This is a genomic window from Granulosicoccus sp. 3-233 (assembly GCF_052681095.1).
In genome coordinates this window covers 300,076-316,782 of the sequence record NZ_JBQYLE010000006.1, presented here as the reverse complement: position 1 = coordinate 316,782, position 16,707 = coordinate 300,076, and the positions used below count along the sequence as shown (strand labels likewise).

18 protein-coding genes are annotated in these 16,707 nt (G+C 58.0%); 14 read left to right on the top strand and 4 right to left on the bottom strand.

Annotation, left to right across the window (positions count from 1 at the left end; all coding sequences use genetic code 11):
* Positions 1–245: 245 nt before the first annotated feature.
* The gene (locus ACUNV4_RS17525; protein ID WP_430879887.1) at positions 246–503 is read right to left on the bottom strand and encodes a hypothetical protein; all 258 of its coding nucleotides are present in this window, start codon (positions 501–503) and stop codon (positions 246–248) included.
* 167 nt (positions 504–670) lie between these two features.
* Positions 671–1,216: an oligoribonuclease gene (orn, locus tag ACUNV4_RS17520; protein WP_430879886.1), complete on the bottom strand. Its 546-nt coding sequence runs from the start codon at positions 1,214–1,216 to the stop codon at positions 671–673.
* Between the two features lie 176 nt (positions 1,217–1,392).
* Between orn and rsgA the strand changes: the two genes are divergently transcribed.
* Entirely contained in the window at positions 1,393–2,265 is an 873-nt protein-coding gene (gene rsgA, locus ACUNV4_RS17515; RefSeq protein WP_430879885.1) for a ribosome small subunit-dependent GTPase A, read from the top strand.
* Between the two features lie 150 nt (positions 2,266–2,415).
* Here the strand turns inward: rsgA and ACUNV4_RS17510 are convergent, their stop codons facing one another.
* On the bottom strand, positions 2,416–3,246 hold the full coding sequence (locus ACUNV4_RS17510) for a sulfurtransferase (RefSeq protein WP_430879884.1): 831 nt from the start codon (positions 3,244–3,246) through the stop codon (positions 2,416–2,418).
* 194 nt (positions 3,247–3,440) lie between these two features.
* Here ACUNV4_RS17510 and rpoE point away from each other — a divergent pair, with 194 nt between their 5' ends.
* The 13 genes from rpoE to ACUNV4_RS17445 all read left to right on the top strand — a co-directional run bounded on the left by rpoE (position 3,441) and on the right by ACUNV4_RS17445 (position 15,339).
* Entirely contained in the window at positions 3,441–4,028 is a 588-nt protein-coding gene (gene rpoE / locus ACUNV4_RS17505; protein ID WP_430879883.1) for an RNA polymerase sigma factor RpoE, read from the top strand.
* Positions 4,029–4,031: 3 nt separating this feature from the next.
* Positions 4,032–4,772, top strand: coding sequence for a sigma-E factor negative regulatory protein (locus ACUNV4_RS17500; protein WP_430879882.1), 741 nt, complete (start codon positions 4,032–4,034; stop codon positions 4,770–4,772).
* Positions 4,773–4,819: 47 nt separating this feature from the next.
* Positions 4,820–5,878, top strand: coding sequence for a MucB/RseB C-terminal domain-containing protein (locus ACUNV4_RS17495; RefSeq protein ID WP_430879881.1), 1,059 nt, complete (start codon positions 4,820–4,822; stop codon positions 5,876–5,878).
* A gap of 54 nt (positions 5,879–5,932) precedes the next feature.
* Positions 5,933–6,481: a SoxR reducing system RseC family protein gene (locus tag ACUNV4_RS17490; protein WP_430879880.1), complete on the top strand. Its 549-nt coding sequence runs from the start codon at positions 5,933–5,935 to the stop codon at positions 6,479–6,481.
* A complete protein-coding gene (locus ACUNV4_RS17485; RefSeq protein WP_430879879.1) occupies positions 6,478–7,923 on the top strand; it encodes a DegQ family serine endoprotease in 1,446 nt (481 codons plus the stop codon). Before ACUNV4_RS17490 ends, ACUNV4_RS17485 begins: the two co-directional genes overlap by 4 nt.
* A 6-nt stretch (positions 7,924–7,929) precedes the next feature.
* On the top strand, positions 7,930–8,361 hold the full coding sequence (locus ACUNV4_RS17480; protein WP_430879878.1) for a glutaredoxin family protein: 432 nt from the start codon (positions 7,930–7,932) through the stop codon (positions 8,359–8,361).
* Between the two features lie 21 nt (positions 8,362–8,382).
* On the top strand, positions 8,383–10,179 hold the full coding sequence (lepA, locus tag ACUNV4_RS17475; protein ID WP_430879877.1) for a translation elongation factor 4: 1,797 nt from the start codon (positions 8,383–8,385) through the stop codon (positions 10,177–10,179).
* Entirely contained in the window at positions 10,179–10,976 is a 798-nt protein-coding gene (lepB, locus tag ACUNV4_RS17470) for a signal peptidase I (RefSeq protein WP_430879876.1), read from the top strand. Before lepA ends, lepB begins: the two co-directional genes overlap by 1 nt.
* A gap of 235 nt (positions 10,977–11,211) precedes the next feature.
* A complete protein-coding gene (locus tag ACUNV4_RS17465; RefSeq protein ID WP_430879875.1) occupies positions 11,212–11,658 on the top strand; it encodes a DUF4845 domain-containing protein in 447 nt (148 codons plus the stop codon).
* Between the two features lie 45 nt (positions 11,659–11,703).
* Positions 11,704–12,396: a ribonuclease III gene (gene rnc / locus ACUNV4_RS17460; RefSeq protein WP_430879874.1), complete on the top strand. Its 693-nt coding sequence runs from the start codon at positions 11,704–11,706 to the stop codon at positions 12,394–12,396.
* Positions 12,397–12,447: 51 nt separating this feature from the next.
* Entirely contained in the window at positions 12,448–13,335 is an 888-nt protein-coding gene (era, locus tag ACUNV4_RS17455) for a GTPase Era (RefSeq protein WP_430879873.1), read from the top strand.
* Between the two features lie 33 nt (positions 13,336–13,368).
* Positions 13,369–14,214 carry a DNA repair protein RecO gene (gene recO / locus ACUNV4_RS17450; protein ID WP_430879872.1) on the top strand — a complete coding sequence of 282 codons (846 nt, stop codon included), beginning with the start codon at positions 13,369–13,371 and terminating at the stop codon, positions 14,212–14,214.
* A gap of 3 nt (positions 14,215–14,217) precedes the next feature.
* Positions 14,218–15,339 carry a hypothetical protein gene (locus ACUNV4_RS17445; protein ID WP_430879871.1) on the top strand — a complete coding sequence of 374 codons (1,122 nt, stop codon included), beginning with the start codon at positions 14,218–14,220 and terminating at the stop codon, positions 15,337–15,339.
* Positions 15,340–15,607: 268 nt separating this feature from the next.
* Here ACUNV4_RS17445 and ACUNV4_RS17440 read toward each other — a convergent pair whose 3' ends face one another.
* A complete protein-coding gene (locus tag ACUNV4_RS17440) occupies positions 15,608–16,504 on the bottom strand; it encodes a DMT family transporter (RefSeq protein WP_430879870.1) in 897 nt (298 codons plus the stop codon).
* Between the last annotated feature and the right edge of the window lie 203 nt (positions 16,505–16,707).

Below are 16,707 nucleotides of genomic sequence, written 5' to 3'. Positions count from 1 at the left end.
AGGTCGCAGGTCGCAGGTCGCAGGTCGCAGGTCGCAGGTCGCAGGTCGCAGGTCGCAGGTCGCAGGTCGCAGGTCGCAGGTCGCAAGTCGCAAGTCGCAAGTCGCAAGTCGCAAGTCGCAAGTCGCACATGCACATGCCGAGAACGCCGTGAAGCGACTAGACGTTGAGCAGCGAGACGCACTATCCCGGTATCCAGCTGCCAGATGGCGTTGGGATACCAGGCGTTTTTACAGCAAACAGCGCTCTACAGCGTCTCTTGCAGGTTTATCCACAATATCTGTGGATAACGTTGTGGATGAACCGCCGCAAACGGCCTCCAGCCCTCTGGTTTTAACGCTATCGTCACTTTGAACATATTTTGAACAGATATAAAATATCTATGAAAAACAATTGGATACGGTGTTGTTCTGATGTCGTGAACTTCTTGTTCAAGCGCTTTTGAGAGCTGTTTCGCAAAGTCGATTTCCTTGTGCATAAGGTCAACACAAACACGTTTCGTCAAGCATCAGGAAAGGATAAATACTGGAAATTTGCCTGTTTTTTCAGGATGGGCAGGTTATTTGCAGGGCCGGATCGTCAGCTATGACCAAACGGTCTCCAATTTCCGGCTTCTGCGATACCACGCACCGGTGGATTTGCTGTAGGACCTCTGAGGTCTTGCTGGAATCCTCAAATGGAAAAGACATGCTCGCGGTAGTAACGCAGTTCGGCAATGCTTTCCCGGATATCGTCAAGCGCCAGATGTGAATTCGTCTTGCTGAACCCATCGGCGGCCGAGGGCTGCCAGCGACGGACCAGTTCCTTGATGGTGCTGACATCGACATTGCGGTAATGGAAAAATGCTTCCAACTCCGGCATGTAGCGAACCATGAACCGCCGATCCTGGCCGATGCTGTTGCCGCACATGGGGCTTTTGCCCGGCTCGATCCAGCGCTGCAGAAATTCGATGGTCTCCGCGCTGGCTCTTTCCAGAGAGTAGTCACTGGCACGAACTCTCTCTACCAGGCCCGAACGTGTGTGGTGCTCGGTGTTCCAGTCATCCATCGCTTCGAGCTTGTCATCATCGACATGAATGGCGATGACCGGCCCTTCGTCAAGTGTTTCGAGTTGCGGATCGGTGACGATGGTGGCGATCTCGATCACGGTGTCCGTCTCCGGATCGAGTCCGGTCATTTCCAGGTCAACCCAGATCAGGTTGTCGTTACTCGCTGGCATCAGAGTGTATTGGCCTCTAACTGGTGTCAATTATGGGGAATGCGGGCTGCAAGCCCGTTGAGCTCGAGCATGACGCCATCGATGGTCAGAAAGCGTTAAACTCATCCCGGTTATTCAAGCATACAAACCGTGAACGTGCCTGCAATCAGACTGTCATATTCCAAAGCATTCTCCGAGTGAGTATTCGCGCTCGAGTCATTGCCAACTTCCGTGCCAGCGTTGCGCTGCAGCTGGAGGGTGAGGCAGAAATCGTGAAGGCTCACGCACTGCGTAGTGTGCCTCTGCTGGTTGCCGGTGATCTTGTGCTCTGTGAATTCGATGCCGGAGTGCTGCGGGTGGTCGCCCTGGAGCCGCGGGAAAGTGTGCTCGAACGGGCTGACCGGCGTAGTGTCAAACCGCTGGCCGCCAATCTCACGCATCTGGGTATCGTTTCGGCCAATCCTCCCGGAATCGATACCTTGCTGATTGACCAGTTCTGTGTGGCGGCTCATCGAGCAGGGGTGGGAGCGCTGATCATCTTCAACAAATGCGACTTGCAGAATGAAGAAGAGCAATTGCGCAGCCGCAGGGTACTGGATGTGTATCGTTCCATCGGATACCCGGCCGTGGCCATCGACACCAAGAGCGACGATGGCATGCAACCCTTGCTTGACGAGCTGGAAGGACGAGCATTCACTCTGGTCGGTGCCAGTGGCGTGGGGAAATCGTCGATCATCCAGAGGCTGTTGCCGGACAAGGAGTTGCGCGTCGGTGCAGTGTCGGCAGCCACGGGATTCGGGTCTCATACCACATCGGTGACTTTCTGGTACGAGCTACCCGATGGCGGCGCCATCATCGATTCACCCGGAGTACGCCAGTACTCGGTGGCTCATCTGGCGCCGAACATGGTGCGCTCGGGCTACCACGAACTGGCCAGAGCTGCAGAATCCTGCCGTTTCGGCAACTGCACGCACACGGTAGAGCCGGGTTGCGGGGTGCAGCATGCTCTCGCTGAAGGAACCGTGGCTCGCTGGCGGTACGACAACTACCTCAAGCTGGCTGCCCAGTAAGCGGTCTTTGCGGCTGACTACCTGATGGCTGCTTGATGGCCGCTCGGACATTGTTGCAGCCTGCCGAGATGGCGTTATGGCATGTAGCTGAGCAGTAGATACGCCAGTCAGGCTGATTCCCGGCCACTGGCGTCCGTCGGCCTCCGATTGTCACTCCTTTGGTGTGTCTGCCCGATTGCCCCAGTTCGACCAGGCTCCATCCAGCGCGCGGACATCGCCATAACCCAGGTGCTTGAGTGCAACGTATGTCACAGCCGAGCGCTGATGTGTCTGGCAGTAGACAATGACGGTATCGTCAAGATTGATCTGTCTGGCATCCAGTGCGGATTGCAGGGTGTCATCGTCGAGCAATCGGCCCTGTTCATCGAGCATTTCCGTCCACTCGAGATGACAGGCGCCTGGCACATGGCCCCCCATGGCACTGCGCACGTCGGTACCGTTGAATTCGGCTTCACTGCGCACGTCCAGGATGCTCAGTGTGGGGGAGTCAAGTTCTGCCATCAGATTGTCTGCCGAGATGACGTTGTCGCCAATCAGTGACAGGGACAGTTGGCCGGGGCGTACATCGGGTACTTCCCGAGTCACCGGCAAACCTTGTGCCTGCCAACCGGCAAATCCGCCGTTCAACCAGCTACCCACTTCATAGCCGTAGGCATCCAGCACCCACATGAGGCGCGCAGCCGGGGTTTCTCGTCCACCATCATAGGCAATGATCTGGTCGCCCAGATTGGCGCCGATATTTGCCAGAAAGGTATTGACCTGATCCGGATCGGGCATCAGGCCCCCCATCGGACTGTCCACCCGGTTCAGCAGGGCAGCATCACCGTGAACGGCCCCCGGCAGATGGCCGGCTGCATAGGCTTCGGCCGAGCGTAGATCGACGACGCAGAGATGCGCCTGGGTGAGTGTATTACCCTCGGCTTGAATGTCGGCCAGCAGGGTGGCCAGTTCGGTTGGTTCGAGGACCAGAGGCAATGACATGGGCTATATCCGCACAATTCATGAATTTTTCGTAGGCCTTCGCGTTTTCGCATCGGCAGCGCATGAACTATACCGAGAATCGTGGTCATAGTTTGCGTGGCCTCTTTAGCCGATACCGGATATAGACTGATATGATCCTCGCCTCGAACAAGGTGTTTAAATCAGAAACACAAATCGCTCGAGGAGCGAATACGTTGAGTGATAAAGAAATCGATCTGGCGCTTGTCGAGCGCGTACAGCGTGGTGACAAGGCCGCCTACGATCTGCTGGTACTCAAGTATCAGCACAAGATCGGGCATCTGGTGTCTCGCTATGTGCATGACTCGCATGAATCTCAGGATGTTACCCAGGAAGCATTCATCAAGGCCTATCGAGGCTTGAAGAATTTCCGTGGAGACAGTGCTTTCTATACCTGGCTCTACCGTATCGCCATCAATACTGCCAAGAATCACCTGGTCACGATGAGTCGCAAGATCAGTGACACCGGGATTGACGCTGCCGATGCGGAGCAATACGACAGCGGCAGTGCCTTGCGCGAAAACGCTACCCCTGATCGTGTCATGGTCACGGATGAGATTGCCCGGGTCGTAGAAGACTCCATCAACGCCTTGCCGGACGATCTGCGCACCGCAATTCGTTTGCGCGAATTCGAGGGCATGTCCTACGAAGAGATCGCTCAGGCCATGGATTGTCCGATCGGCACGGTCCGCTCCCGCATTTTCCGGGCGCGAGAGGCCATTGATAACAACCTCGAGCCATTGCTCGATGATAGACGCAGGTAAATCATGCAAGATTCCAACAACCCCCCCATGAACAAGGAAACGTTGTCACAACTCATGGATGGTGAGTGGCATGATCTGAACCCCTCCGACTGTGTGCAGGGTGTTTGTGCCGATGAAGAACTGCGCGGCAAGTGGGCGCGCTACCACCTGATTCGGGATGTCATCAAGAACGAACCCATCGAGACCGATCACCGGCTGGTTTCACGCATCTGTGATGCCATTGCCGATGAGCCAGCGTACAGCAATATCACGCCACTGGCGAATTACGCGGAACTGCCCGACAAGGTCGAGGTGGCTCCAGTGTCCACGCCAGCATCGGCAGAGGTCACCCCGCTGGTCGCGAAAGACGGTCGTGGTCGACAGTCATCCTGGCTGGGCACCGGCATGGCAGGCTTTGCACTGGCTGCCAGTGTGGCTGCAGTGACCGTGGTCGGCATGAATGTCTGGCAGAATCAGCAGCTGGACCCGGTCGAGAATGTAGCGTCAGTGCGCAGCTCAGCGGCGATTGACGGTCGCAATGTCTTCTCGCAGCAAGTGAGCGGTGCGCCGCTACCGCAGGTGGAGCTGGTTGCCAATACCGGCTCGTACTGGGTGTCGCCACAATCTTCGAAGCGAGTCGGCAACGAGGAACAGCTGAACATGTATCTGTCGCAACATATCGAGAATTCTCCCACCTCCGACCGTGAGGGGCTGCTGCCTTACTCGCGCCTGGTGGGTTACGACGAGCGTGTTCAGGAGCGCTGATAGTGAGCAGTTGGTTTCCGGTATTCGGATCTGAAGGTATGCCTGCGATGTCTGGACAAAGAGCGGTGGGTACGGCCTTGCGGGTGGTTCTGATGAGTTCTCTGGTGGGTATGGGAGCTACGGGTCCGGCGCATGCCGCGTCGGACCCGGTTCCGGCTGCCGGATCCAGCGAAAGCGCCGATGACGTGGTTCAGTCAATGGATCCGGCCGAACTGGTCAGATCCATGTCCATTGCCATGAAGACGCTCAATTACGAAGGCGATTTCGTTCATGTTCAGGGAACACACATCACCTCGATGAATATTCTCCACTCCAGCGATGACAATGGTGAGTTGGAGCGTATGCGATCGCTGGATGGTGAGGCGAGAGAGGTCTACCGCAATCATTCCCTGGTAACCTGCATCTGGCCGGCCAGCCAATCGGTTGTCGTGAGTAAATCCAAGCCGCGTGAACTGCTTCCCAAGGTGGATGCCGATCTGGCGGCCAACAAGCGTTATCGATTCACGATGGGTGAGCCGGATCGGGTGGCCGGGCTGATAACCCATGTGGTCAACGTCACGCCGGCGGATACGTTTCGCTATGGCTATCGTTTCTGGATCGATCGCGACACGCACATGCTGTTGCGCTCGATGCTGCTGGATGGTCAGCGCGCGGTGGAGCAGGTGATGTTTACCGTGATCAAGTATCCGGAGAGCATCGATGTTGCGCGTTTTGAAGTGGAGACGGACAGCGAACAGGTCAGTTGGCTGGAACCCAAGAAGCTGCAGGCATCTTCCGGATTGCCGGAAATACTGGCCGACCAGGTCGATCGTGTCGATTTCGCGAATCTGCCTGACGGCTATCGGGAAGTATCGGAGACCTATTCACCCATGCTGCCCGACAGTGCTCCCATCAGCCATGTGATGCTGAGCGATGGAATGGCCTCGGTATCGGTCTACGTCGAATATGTACCGCTTGCCGAACAGAGCGAGGGCGCTGCCGGTCTGTCCAGCATGGGCGCCATGAATGCCTACGGGCTGAGCTCTGAAAATGCCTTCATCACGGCAGTGGGCGAGGTTCCGGCAGATACGGTGCAGGCCATTGCCAACGCCGTGAAGATCCACTAGAGGCCGTCTCATGGTTGCGCAGGTGTTCCGTGTTGCGGCAATGACCGAACGACAATGAGGCGCTCCGGCCTGGCGCTGGATTCCGTCGAGGCCGGTGAGCTCGCCAGTGTTCAAATACACGCACCTTCCCAGTGCATGCGTTGCGCCCGTGGCCAGGGCTGCGGGGCGGGCATCTTCAATCAGGGAGTGGCTGCGGTTCAGCTTTCCTGCCTGAGCGAACGTGCGGTCGAGGCTGGCGACGAAGTCCTGGTCGAATTCGAGGGCGCGGAGAACGCCAACTGGTTGCGACTGGTTCTGGGAGCCTATGGCCTGCCGACAGGCGGCTTGCTGTTGGCAATCGTGACGAGTAGCCTGGCGCTCGAGCGTGCACTGCCAGCGGCCTCTCTGTCCTTGGCTCAACAGGATCTGTTGCTGGCAATTGCGGGCCTGACAGGTCTGGCTGGAGGCGTATTTGCATGGCGAATGCTTGCGCCAGGCATGCTGCGGCGATCGGATGCCGGGCACTGCCTGCGATCTGGACGTATAGTGGCCGTCAGCCATGAATCTTCGGTACGCATCAGTACACAGCGTCCACTGCCACCAGTTCGGGAAGAAACACGATGATGTTCAACCAGCCCTCTGTCCGGTCGACACCCTCTCGGTATGCGAAAGGACTGCTGTGCACCGGCTTGCTGCTGCTGTCGACAGTAGCCTCGACGGCGCAGGCGCTGCAGGCCTCATTGCCTGATTTCACCACGCTGGTGAAGAAGAACTACGAGTCGGTGGTCAACATCAGTATTTCGCAGTCACCGGTGGAGCTGGACGCACGTACCCGCTTGCCGGGCCTGAATGACGAGGAAGTCGATGATCTGCTGAAGCGCTACGAGGAGCAGGAGCAACCACGCGGGTTCTCCGAAAGCGAAGCTCTGGGATCGGGTTTCATCATTTCCGAGGATGGTTACATCCTGACCAACAATCATGTGGTCGAATCGGCTGATCAGGTGCTGGTGCGTCTGCACGACCGGCGGCAGCTGGTGGCCGAGGTCGTGGGCACCGATCCGCGCTCCGATGTTGCCTTGCTGAAGATCGATGCCGGTAATCTGCCGGTCGTCAGTATCGGCAACAGTGATGCCCTGGAAGTCGGAGAGTGGGTGCTGGCCATCGGGTCGCCGTTCGGCTTTGATTTTTCGGTTACGGCCGGCATTGTCAGTGCCACCGGACGTGCCTTGCCGAACGAAAGCTATGTGCCGTTCATTCAGACCGATGTGGCCATCAATCCGGGGAACTCAGGGGGACCGCTGTTCAATCTCGATGGTGACGTGATCGGCATCAATAGCCAGATTTACAGTCGCACAGGCAGTTTCATGGGGCTGTCGTTCGCCATCCCCATCGAGATGGCCGTGGATGTGGCCGATCAGATTCGTGAGAATGGCCGGGTCACACGAGGTTGGCTCGGTGTGATCATTCAGGAAGTGACGATGGAGCTGGCCGATTCCTTCGGCATGGACAGAGCCTATGGTGCGCTGGTGGCCAGTATCCTGCCGGACAGTCCGGCGGCGAACTCGGGACTGGCGGTTGGTGATGTCATCACGCATTTCGAAGGCAGGCAGATCGAACGTTCATCCTCCTTGCCACCACTGGTGGGGCGTGTGCCCGCCAACAGCGATGCCACGCTGCAAGTGGTGCGACAAGGCAAGATGGTGGAGCTGACGGTCAACATCGGTGAATTGCCCAGCGATGAGGAACTGCGTCAGAACGTACGTTCGCCTGCAGCACCCAGGCAGAATGTGCTCGAACTGACGGTCACGCCACTCGATGAGCAGACGCGCGAGTCCTTGGGCATCGACAAGGGCGGCGTGCTGGTGGCAAGCGTGGAAGAGGGTGGACCGGCGCAGAAAGCCGGCATCCGCAAGGATGACGTGATTTCCACCATCGACAATCGTCCGGTGGATTCGGCCAGTGATGTCGAGAAGGTGCTTGGTGAGCTGGGTGACCGCAAATCCGTGGCCGTGCTGGTACATCGTGCCGACGGGCCGGTATTTCTCGCTCTGAAGCTGGACGACTGACCTTCCGTGACCCGTTTTCCGTCTGTTGCTGACACCGATGTCGTCTTGCCCGAGCTGGTGATGCACTACCGGGAGGGCTGTCACCTGTGCGAGGACATGCAGCAGCAGCTGGCTGAACTGTTCGAGCCGGGGGAATTCCGGCTGACGCTGATCGACATCGATGAGGATGCGGTGCTTCGCGAGGCGTACAACGTCCGTGTGCCCGTGTTGAGTCTGGTGCAGCTGCCAGCTTCCCGTTTGCCCGAAGAAGGCCTCGAGGTCGCGACTGCCGGGCTGGCCCAAGGGGCGAAACCTGTCCGGAACGACGCCAAAGGTCCGCTGAACGGTACTCTGAAGGAATTGTGCGAACACTTTTTGGATCTTGTCGCCGTGAGAGAGGCTCTTGCAAGCTACAATAGGCCACTCCTTGCCGCGCGCACTTCGCCCGCCGACAGGTAACGTCTCCCCGAACCCGACCGCATGCAGCAGAACATACGCAATTTCTCGATCATTGCCCATATCGATCACGGCAAGTCCACCATAGCGGACCGCTTTATCCAGGTCTGTGGTGGGCTGACGGCCCGGGAAATGAGCTCGCAAGTGCTCGATTCCATGGATATCGAACAGGAACGTGGCATCACCATCAAGGCGCAGGCGGTATCGCTTGACTACAAGGCGCGGGATGGTGAGACCTATCACCTGAATTTCATCGACACGCCCGGCCATGTCGACTTCTCCTATGAAGTGTCACGGTCCCTGTCTGCCTGTGAAGGTGCCTTGCTGGTGGTGGATGCATCGCAAGGTGTGGAAGCCCAGAGTGTGGCCAACTGCTATACCGCCATCGAGCAGGATCTGGAAGTCATTCCGGTTCTCAACAAGATAGACCTGCCCGCTGCCGATCCGGAGCGCGTGGTTGATGAAATCGAGGAAATCATCGGTATCGAGGCACATGATGCGGTTCATGTCAGTGCCAAGACAGGCCTTGGCATCGACGACCTGCTGGAACAACTGGTTGCCCGGGTTCCGCCGCCCAAGGGTGACTACGATGCGCCGGCAAAGGCACTCATCATCGATTCCTGGTTCGATGCCTATGTGGGGGTCGTGACACTGGTGCGGGTCATCGAGGGGACCATCGAGCGACGTTCCAAGATTCAGATCATGTCTACCGGGCGTACCTTTCAGGCAGATGACGTCGGTATCTTCACACCCAAGAGACAGACTCGTGAGCGCCTGGCCGCTGGCGAAGTCGGCTTCATCATTGCCGGCATCAAGGAGATCGAAGCCGCCCGGGTGGGTGACACCATCACGCTGGCCGCTCGACCGGCGGCAGAGCCTCTGCCCGGCTTCAAGGAAGTGCAACCGCGAGTATTTGCCGGCCTGTTCCCGATCGAAGGTGAAGATTACGAAGCCTTCCGGGAAGCACTGTCCAAGCTGCGTTTGAACGATGCGGCCCTGCATTTCGAGCCCGAATCCTCAACAGCGCTGGGTTTCGGGTTCCGCTGCGGATTCCTGGGCATGCTGCACATGGAGATCGTGCAGGAGCGCCTGGAGCGCGAGTACGATCTGGATCTGATTTCGACGGCGCCCACGGTGGTTTACGAAATCCTGGATACCAAGGGCGAACTCTCCTATATCCACAATCCATCGGAACTGCCGATGGTCAACGTGATCGACGAGATTCGTGAGCCGATCATTCGAGCCAACCTGCTGTTGCCGCAAACCTACGTCGGCGAAGTCATCGGCCTGTGTGTCGAGAAACGCGGTGTACAGATCAGCATGCAGTATCTGGGGCGTCAGGTGCAGATGGTCTATGAACTGCCCCTGTCGGAAGTGGTGCTGGACTTCTTCGACCGCCTCAAGTCGGTGAGCAAGGGCTACGCCTCGTTCGACTACGAATTCAAACGCTTTCAGGCCGCCGACCTGGTCAAGGTGGATATCCTGATCAATGGCGACAAGGTCGATGCTCTGGCTTCCATCATTCATCGTGATCGTTCCCAGGCGCGCGGACGCGAACTGGCGGAACGCATGAAGGACATCATTCCCAGGCAGATGTTCGAAGTGGCCGTACAGGCTGCCATCGGCTCACATATCATTGCACGTTCTTCCATCAAGGCATTGCGCAAGAACGTGACGGCCAAGTGTTATGGCGGCGATGTGTCGCGCAAACGCAAGCTGCTGGAAAAGCAGAAAGCCGGCAAGCGCCGCATGAAGCAGGTGGGCAAGGTGGAGATCCCACAAGAAGCATTCCTGGCCGTTCTACAAGTGGACCGTAACTGATGCCGTCGAGTTGGGCTGATAAATTGAATTTTCCATTATTGCTTGTTATCGCCACCGGGGTCACCGGTCTCATCTGGTTGCTTGACGCCTTGTTGTTCGCGCCGAAGCGCAAGGCGGCCATGCGAGACAAGGATGGTGAGTTGCCGGTGCTGGTGGAATACGCCCAGTCTTTCTTTCCGGTTCTGCTAGTGGTGCTGGTGCTGCGCTCCTTCCTGTTCGAGCCTTTCCGCATTCCATCGGGCTCCATGATCCCGACCTTGCTGATCGGTGACTTCATTCTGGTCAACAAGTTCAGCTATGGTGTGCGCCTGCCAGTGGTCAACACCAAGATTCTGGATACCGGTTCACCGGAACGAGGCGATGTCGCGGTGTTCCGTTTCCCGCAGGATCCCGGTCTGGACTACATCAAGCGTGTTGTCGGGTTGCCGGGTGATACCGTGATGTATGACAACCGGCAGTTTGTCGTCAACGGTGTGGCCATGCCGGTGACAGGTGGTGAGCCTTACGTCAGTCCGGTGAACGATCTGCCGGTACTGGGAGCTACCGTCAATCAGGAACTGATGGGCGAGGTCGAGCACGACATACTGCAGTTCAATGACGAATACCCGAAACGATCAGGTACCTTCACTGTGCCGGAAGGGCATTACTTCATGGTTGGTGACAATCGGGATCGCAGTAACGACAGCCGATTCTGGGGGTTCGTGCCCGAAGAGAATCTCGTTGGTGAAGCCAGATACATCTGGATGCACTGGAATGAAGGTGTGATCTGGAATCGACTGTTTTCGTCGATCAAGTAGCGATGAGGCTGTCAGTTGCTGAAACGTTAGCGGCTGCACAGAACGATCAGTTGGCCTGTACTTCGAGCCGGTAGCGACCGCACAACCCGAGCCTGTTCGCTCAGGAATCTGCCGGATCTGACGCTGTATGGTGAAGGCGGGGTGTGTACCGGCAGCTGCCGGTTGCCATCTCTCCGCTTTCGTCCAAGGGATGCCCGGAGGCATCTCCCCGCGTCAGTATGAGGGTACAGATCAGATGGGTTTCACGCAGAACAGCAATCATCAGCCAACTACGGGTGTTTACCGGGTACGCCGACGCGAAGCGGCTCCGGGGATGCAGCATCAGCGCGGCATGGGAATGCTGTCGATCTTCGCCATTATCGCGGTTACTGTCTTCATCGGCCTGTTTGCGATCAAGGTGGGGCCGAACTACATGGAAAACTGGACGGTCAGCAAGATCGCCAGCGATGTCGCCTCCAATCCCGATCTGTTGAGACAACCGCGCAGCAAGGTGTACAGCTACATCAATCAGGCCTATCGAACCAACAGCCTCTGGGATCTGAAGCCCGAGGAGACCATCAAGCTGAAGAAGGATGGCAAACGCGGCTATATCGTCTCGGTTCAGTACGAAAAACGCGACAAGTTGTTCAGCAACATCGATCTGGTGACATCCTTCGACAAGGAAGCAACTCCGGTTCACTGATACAGGACCTGTGCGCGGAAGCCCCAGCACTGGTAAAGTGCGCGCATGGCAGATATCGGTATTTTGACAAAGCGACTGGACCATCAATTCTCCGATGAGGGGTTGCTTGATGAGGCCTTGTCGCATCGCTCCAGCGGCTCTCACAACTATGAGCGCCTGGAGTTCCTGGGCGACAGTTTTCTGAATTTCGTCATCGCCTCGGAGCTGTATCAGCGGCGGACCGATGAAGACGAAGGAGCGCTCAGCCGTTTGCGCGCCAGTCTGGTACGGGAGAGTACGCTGGCCGATATTGCCCGAGAGCTGGATCTGGGTGAATACCTGAAACTGGGCGTGGGTGAGCTGCGCAGTGGTGGTTTCCGACGCGATTCCATCCTCTCCGATGTCGTGGAGTCGATCATCGGTGCGGTATTGCTGGATGCCGGTCATGACACCGCGCGTGCACTGGTTTTGCGTCTGTACGGTGATCGCATCGACACGCTGCCACCGTCAGCCGAACTCAAGGACCCCAAGACGCGTCTGCAGGAGCTGCTGCAGGGACGTTCCTACGCCCGGCCCGAGTACGAAGTGATCGAAGCCAGTGGCAAGTCACACGACATGCGCTTCACGGTAGCCTGCACCTTGCCGGAACTGTCGCTGAAGGTGCGCGCCACGGCCACCAGCCGACGCAAGGCAGAACAGGCAGCCGCGGCATTGATGCTCGAAGACCTTCATCAGCAACTGAGTGCCCAGAGCGGGTAAACTGGGCGAGTTGCGCGTTCCATCGAGCTTATCCCAAGGACATTCCCTTCCATGACTTATTGCGGCGTTGTATCCATCGCTGGTCGACCCAATGTCGGCAAGTCCACGCTGCTGAACCGGCTGATCGGACAAAAACTGAGCATCACGGCCCACAAGCCGCAGACCACTCGACACAGTATTCTGGGTATTCAGACCAGTGGTGATCGTCAGGTCATCTATGTGGATACTCCCGGCATTCATGTCACCGGCACCCAGCGGCTGAATCAGGTTCTCAACCGTACTGCATCGACGTCACTGCACGATGTCGATGTGATCATACTGGTGGTGCAGGCCATGGTCTGGAATGAGGATGACATCAGAGCCTTCGAACTGGTCAGCCACTCCGGTGTACCGTTCTTCATCGCTGTCAACAAGATCGATACCGTGCGCCGCAAGGAGGACATGCTGCCTTTTCTTGCCAAGCTGCCCGATCACGAACATTTGCAGGGGGTGATGCTGATCTCCGCGCAGAAGAAGTCAGGACTCGACTTGCTGGAGGAGAGCGTCGGCAAACTCATCCCTCAAGGACCCTGGCAGTACGGTGAGGACGAACTCACGGATCGCTCCTCACGCTTTCTCGCAGCAGAAGCCGTCAGGGAACAGTTGACACGTCTGCTTTCGGCGGAATTGCCCTATGCGCTGTCCGTGGAGATCGAAACTTTCGAGGAAAGCCCCGACCTTCTGCGTATCGGTGCCGTCATCTGGGTCGACAAACCCAGTCAGAAAGGCATTGTCATCGGCAAGGGTGGGGCGCAGCTCAAGGAGGTGGGTTCGCGTGCCCGTGGCACACTCGAGACCCTTTTCGGTACCAAGGTGTTTCTGCAACTCTGGGTGCGCGTCAAGGAAGGCTGGGCCGATGACGAGCGTGCGCTTCGCAGCCTGGGGTATGACGATCAGTAAGGTCTTGCGGCGACAGGTTCGGGAACAGGCTGCATGATGGGGGACGACAGCGTCAGTACGTCGCTGCAGGCTGCCTACCTGTTGCATTACACCGAATGGCAGGAATCGAGTTACATCGTTGATGCGTTCACGCTGAGTCATGGACGTATCAGCATGATGGCCAAGAGTGCCCGGGCCTCCCGGCCGCAAGTCAGAGCCTTGTACCAGCCTTTTCGCCCCTTGCTGCTATCCTGGGTCGGACACAGCGACATGCGTACCCTGACGGGAATCGAGGAGTCCGGCGCGGCCGTACCCCTGGCCGATGCGGCATTGGCCTGCGGTTATTACATCAATGAACTTGTCATGCGTCTGCTGGGCAAGGATCAGCCGCAAACCGAGGTCTTCGCCCATTACATGGTGGCTTTGAATGATCTGGGAGCGCTGGGTGAGCCTGGTCAGCCAGGCATGGAAGCCGTACTGCGCCTGTTCGAACTGCAGTTGCTGGATGCGCTGGCCGTGTTGCCGGATCTGGCCCGGTGTACACCGAACGGCTCGCCGGTGCTGCCTGATCGTGAATACCGCTACCACCCGGCCAATGCCATTGCGATCGTTCAGAACCCGGCCCTGGATGTCGATTCGAGTCTGGGTATCCAGAAGGAGAAGACGCGAATGGGGGAAGGGGACAGTCGCGACCCAGCCCTGCATGCCGATGGCATGACGCTGGATGAGGGCATGCTGGTCAGTGGCCGCACCTTGCTGGCCTTGTCTTCTCTGGATGTTGACGACCCGGCCGTGCTGCAGGAAGCACGGGGTCTCATGCGGAGGATTCTGCGGGTACACCTGGGAGACCGACCGCTCAGGAGTCGCGAGTTGTTCGATTCCCTGGTCAGGCGGAACTGATTCATGTCGTTGGTGGATACCGGAAAGGGTCCCGGTCGCCTGTGGTTGGCGGTGTCCGGTCACGGTCATGGTCATCTGGTGCAACTGATACCCCTGGTGCGAGTGCTGCGAGCCCGTTATCCGTCACTGGTTCTGTCAGTACAGTCGTCTCTACCTGCCAACTTGCTGCGACAGAGCTTTGGTGCCGATGCGGAAGTACATGCGGAAGCTGCCGATTTCGGCATGGTGATGTCCGGTCCGATGAAGGTGCTGCCTGCAGACAGTCTGGCGGCCTATCGGGAAATTCACGATAACTGGTCAGAGCATTTTTCCACGCAACTCAGGCTGTTCCACGACTTTCGGCCAGACCTGGTGATTGGTGACATTCCGTATCTGCCGCTGGCGGCTGCCAGGCATTGCGGTATTCCCGCAGTTGCCGTCTGCTCACTGAACTGGGCGGATATTCTCGAACATTACTGCGGCGGGCTGGCAGGGGCCGATGAGATTGTCGGGGCGATTCGCAGCTATTACGCCACAGCCGAACTGTTCCTGCGTCCGCAGCCGTCAATGCCGATGGATACGTTGGGCAATACGGTCGCCATCGGTCCACTGGTACTGGTGGGAGAATCTCGGCGCAGCGAGTTGCAACAGGCTCTGCAACTGCCCGCTGACAGGCGTCTGGTCGTGCTCACGCTCGGTGGTATCGCCGGTGAGGTGGATATCACGCGGTGGCCGGCGTTCGACAACACGGTATTCTTCGTACCGGATGCATGGCTGATCAAAGCTTCACGGCTTGTCGCCACGAATCGTTTTCGGAGCATCGAATCCACGGGACTGTCCTATGCCGATCTGTTTGCCAGCTGTGATGCGATGGTCACGAAGCCGGGGTATGGCGCATTTGCCGGCGCCGGTTGCTGCGGCCTGCCTGTGCTGTTCACCGAACGCGGCGACTGGCCGGAAGAGCCTTGTCTGACTGCCTGGCTGAAGCAGGTTGGGCGGGCTGAGGCGATTGGCTGGCAGGAGCTTGCGCAAGGTGGATTCCAGCCAGATCTGGATGCGTTGCTGGAGCAATCCGTACCGACGTCGGTGCCCGATGCCAGCGGCGCACTCGATGGGCTTGATTTGATCGAGGCCTTGTTCCGCTAGCCGCTACACCGGAGCAGATTGACTGGCTTGCTGTTCGGGCTTGCTGTTCGGGCTTGCTGTTCGGGCTTGCTGTTCGGGCTTGCTGTTCGGGCTTGCTGTTCGGGCTTGCTGTTCGGGCTTGCTGCTTGGGATCGCTGCTTGGGATCGCTGCCCGGAGTCGCTGCCCGGAGTCACTGCTCGGAGTCACTGCTCGGAGTCGCTGCTCGGAGTCGCTGCTCGGAGTCGCTGCTCGGAGTCGCTGCTCGGAGTCGCTGCTCGGAGTCACTGCTCAGGCTTGCAGTATGAGGATGACGCTGCAGACAATGGCTGCGACGCCCAGCAACTCTCTGGCGGTGACGCGCTCCTTGAAGAACAGCGTCGTCAATAGCAGGGTAAAGATGAATTCCACTTGTCCCAGTGACTTTACCAGTGCCGGGTTCTGATACGTCATTGCGGTGAACCAGCCGATCGAGCCGAGCGCGCTGGTCAGACCGACAAAGCCTGCCAGTCCCAGGCGCTTGCCAATGGCGGGGAACTGATCCGGCTCGCGCAGAACAGTGTAGGCCGTGCAGATCAGCGATTGCACGCTGACCAGGAATACCAGAGTCATGGCTGAACTGGTCAGCACGCCATGATCCAGACTCAGGCTGGCTTGCCGAATCCACAGTGAAGTCAAGGCAAAGGCGGTGCCGGACAAGGTGCCCAGCAACACGGTGCGGGGCTCCCAGCGTTGTTCGCCGCTGGGCATGCTGACGATATAGATGCCCAGAAAACCCACGGCGACAGCCAGCCAGCCGAGCAGTGACAGAGGCATGCCGAACAGCACCGTACCGAACACGGCGGCCTGCACGGCTTCGGTTTTTGCAAGGCTGGTGCCGACGGTGAAGTTGCGAAAACTGAAGAGCTTGACGAGCAGTACGGTTGCCATGATCTGAGCCACGGCGGCGGCCAGTGCAAAAAGCAGGAATCGGTCATTACCCAGGGCGTCCGCTACTACCGCCGGTAAATCCGCACGGGTGATATAGATCAGATAGATGATGGCAAAGGGAAGTCCGAATACATAGCGAATGAGCGTTGAGCTCATGGGAGTGACGCTACTGGTCAACTGTTTCTGACCGGCTGTTCTGACCGCCTGCATCAGAGCGGCCAGAATGGTGAAGGCTATCCAGGGGCTTACGAGCGTCATCAGGTATTCTTGCTATGCCATGCCGCGAAAGTGCAGTATGGTACGCCAATGTGGCATGCGGCGCAGGGGCACCTCCAGTCGATCCTGTCGCCGCCGGACCCAACGTGTGTACCGCAGGTCTCGCGTCTATGGCGGTGATGTCTGGTCGAGTAGCCAGATGCGCATGTCTGTTTCGTTCAGGCGATTGCCGGGATTGGCGCAGG

Excerpts from the sequence above, each read along its gene's own strand:
- recO (WP_430879872.1), top strand. The coding sequence starts at position 13,369 with ATGATGGGGGACGACAGCGTCAGTACGTCGCTGCAGGCTGCCTACCTG.
- ACUNV4_RS17440 (WP_430879870.1), bottom strand. The coding sequence starts at position 16,504 with ATGACGCTCGTAAGCCCCTGGATAGCCTTCACCATTCTGGCCGCTCTG.
- era (WP_430879873.1), top strand. The coding sequence starts at position 12,448 with ATGACTTATTGCGGCGTTGTATCCATCGCTGGTCGACCCAATGTCGGC.
- ACUNV4_RS17485 (WP_430879879.1), top strand. The coding sequence starts at position 6,478 with ATGATGTTCAACCAGCCCTCTGTCCGGTCGACACCCTCTCGGTATGCG.
- rnc (WP_430879874.1), top strand. The coding sequence starts at position 11,704 with ATGGCAGATATCGGTATTTTGACAAAGCGACTGGACCATCAATTCTCC.
- ACUNV4_RS17465 (WP_430879875.1), top strand. The coding sequence starts at position 11,212 with ATGGGTTTCACGCAGAACAGCAATCATCAGCCAACTACGGGTGTTTAC.
- ACUNV4_RS17445 (WP_430879871.1), top strand. The coding sequence starts at position 14,218 with ATGTCGTTGGTGGATACCGGAAAGGGTCCCGGTCGCCTGTGGTTGGCG.
- ACUNV4_RS17510 (WP_430879884.1), bottom strand. The coding sequence starts at position 3,246 with ATGTCATTGCCTCTGGTCCTCGAACCAACCGAACTGGCCACCCTGCTG.
- lepB (WP_430879876.1), top strand. The coding sequence starts at position 10,179 with ATGCCGTCGAGTTGGGCTGATAAATTGAATTTTCCATTATTGCTTGTT.
- ACUNV4_RS17495 (WP_430879881.1), top strand. The coding sequence starts at position 4,820 with ATGTCTGGACAAAGAGCGGTGGGTACGGCCTTGCGGGTGGTTCTGATG.
- ACUNV4_RS17500 (WP_430879882.1), top strand. The coding sequence starts at position 4,032 with ATGCAAGATTCCAACAACCCCCCCATGAACAAGGAAACGTTGTCACAA.
- lepA (WP_430879877.1), top strand. The coding sequence starts at position 8,383 with ATGCAGCAGAACATACGCAATTTCTCGATCATTGCCCATATCGATCAC.
- ACUNV4_RS17490 (WP_430879880.1), top strand. The coding sequence starts at position 5,933 with ATGAGGCGCTCCGGCCTGGCGCTGGATTCCGTCGAGGCCGGTGAGCTC.
- orn (WP_430879886.1), bottom strand. The coding sequence starts at position 1,216 with ATGCCAGCGAGTAACGACAACCTGATCTGGGTTGACCTGGAAATGACC.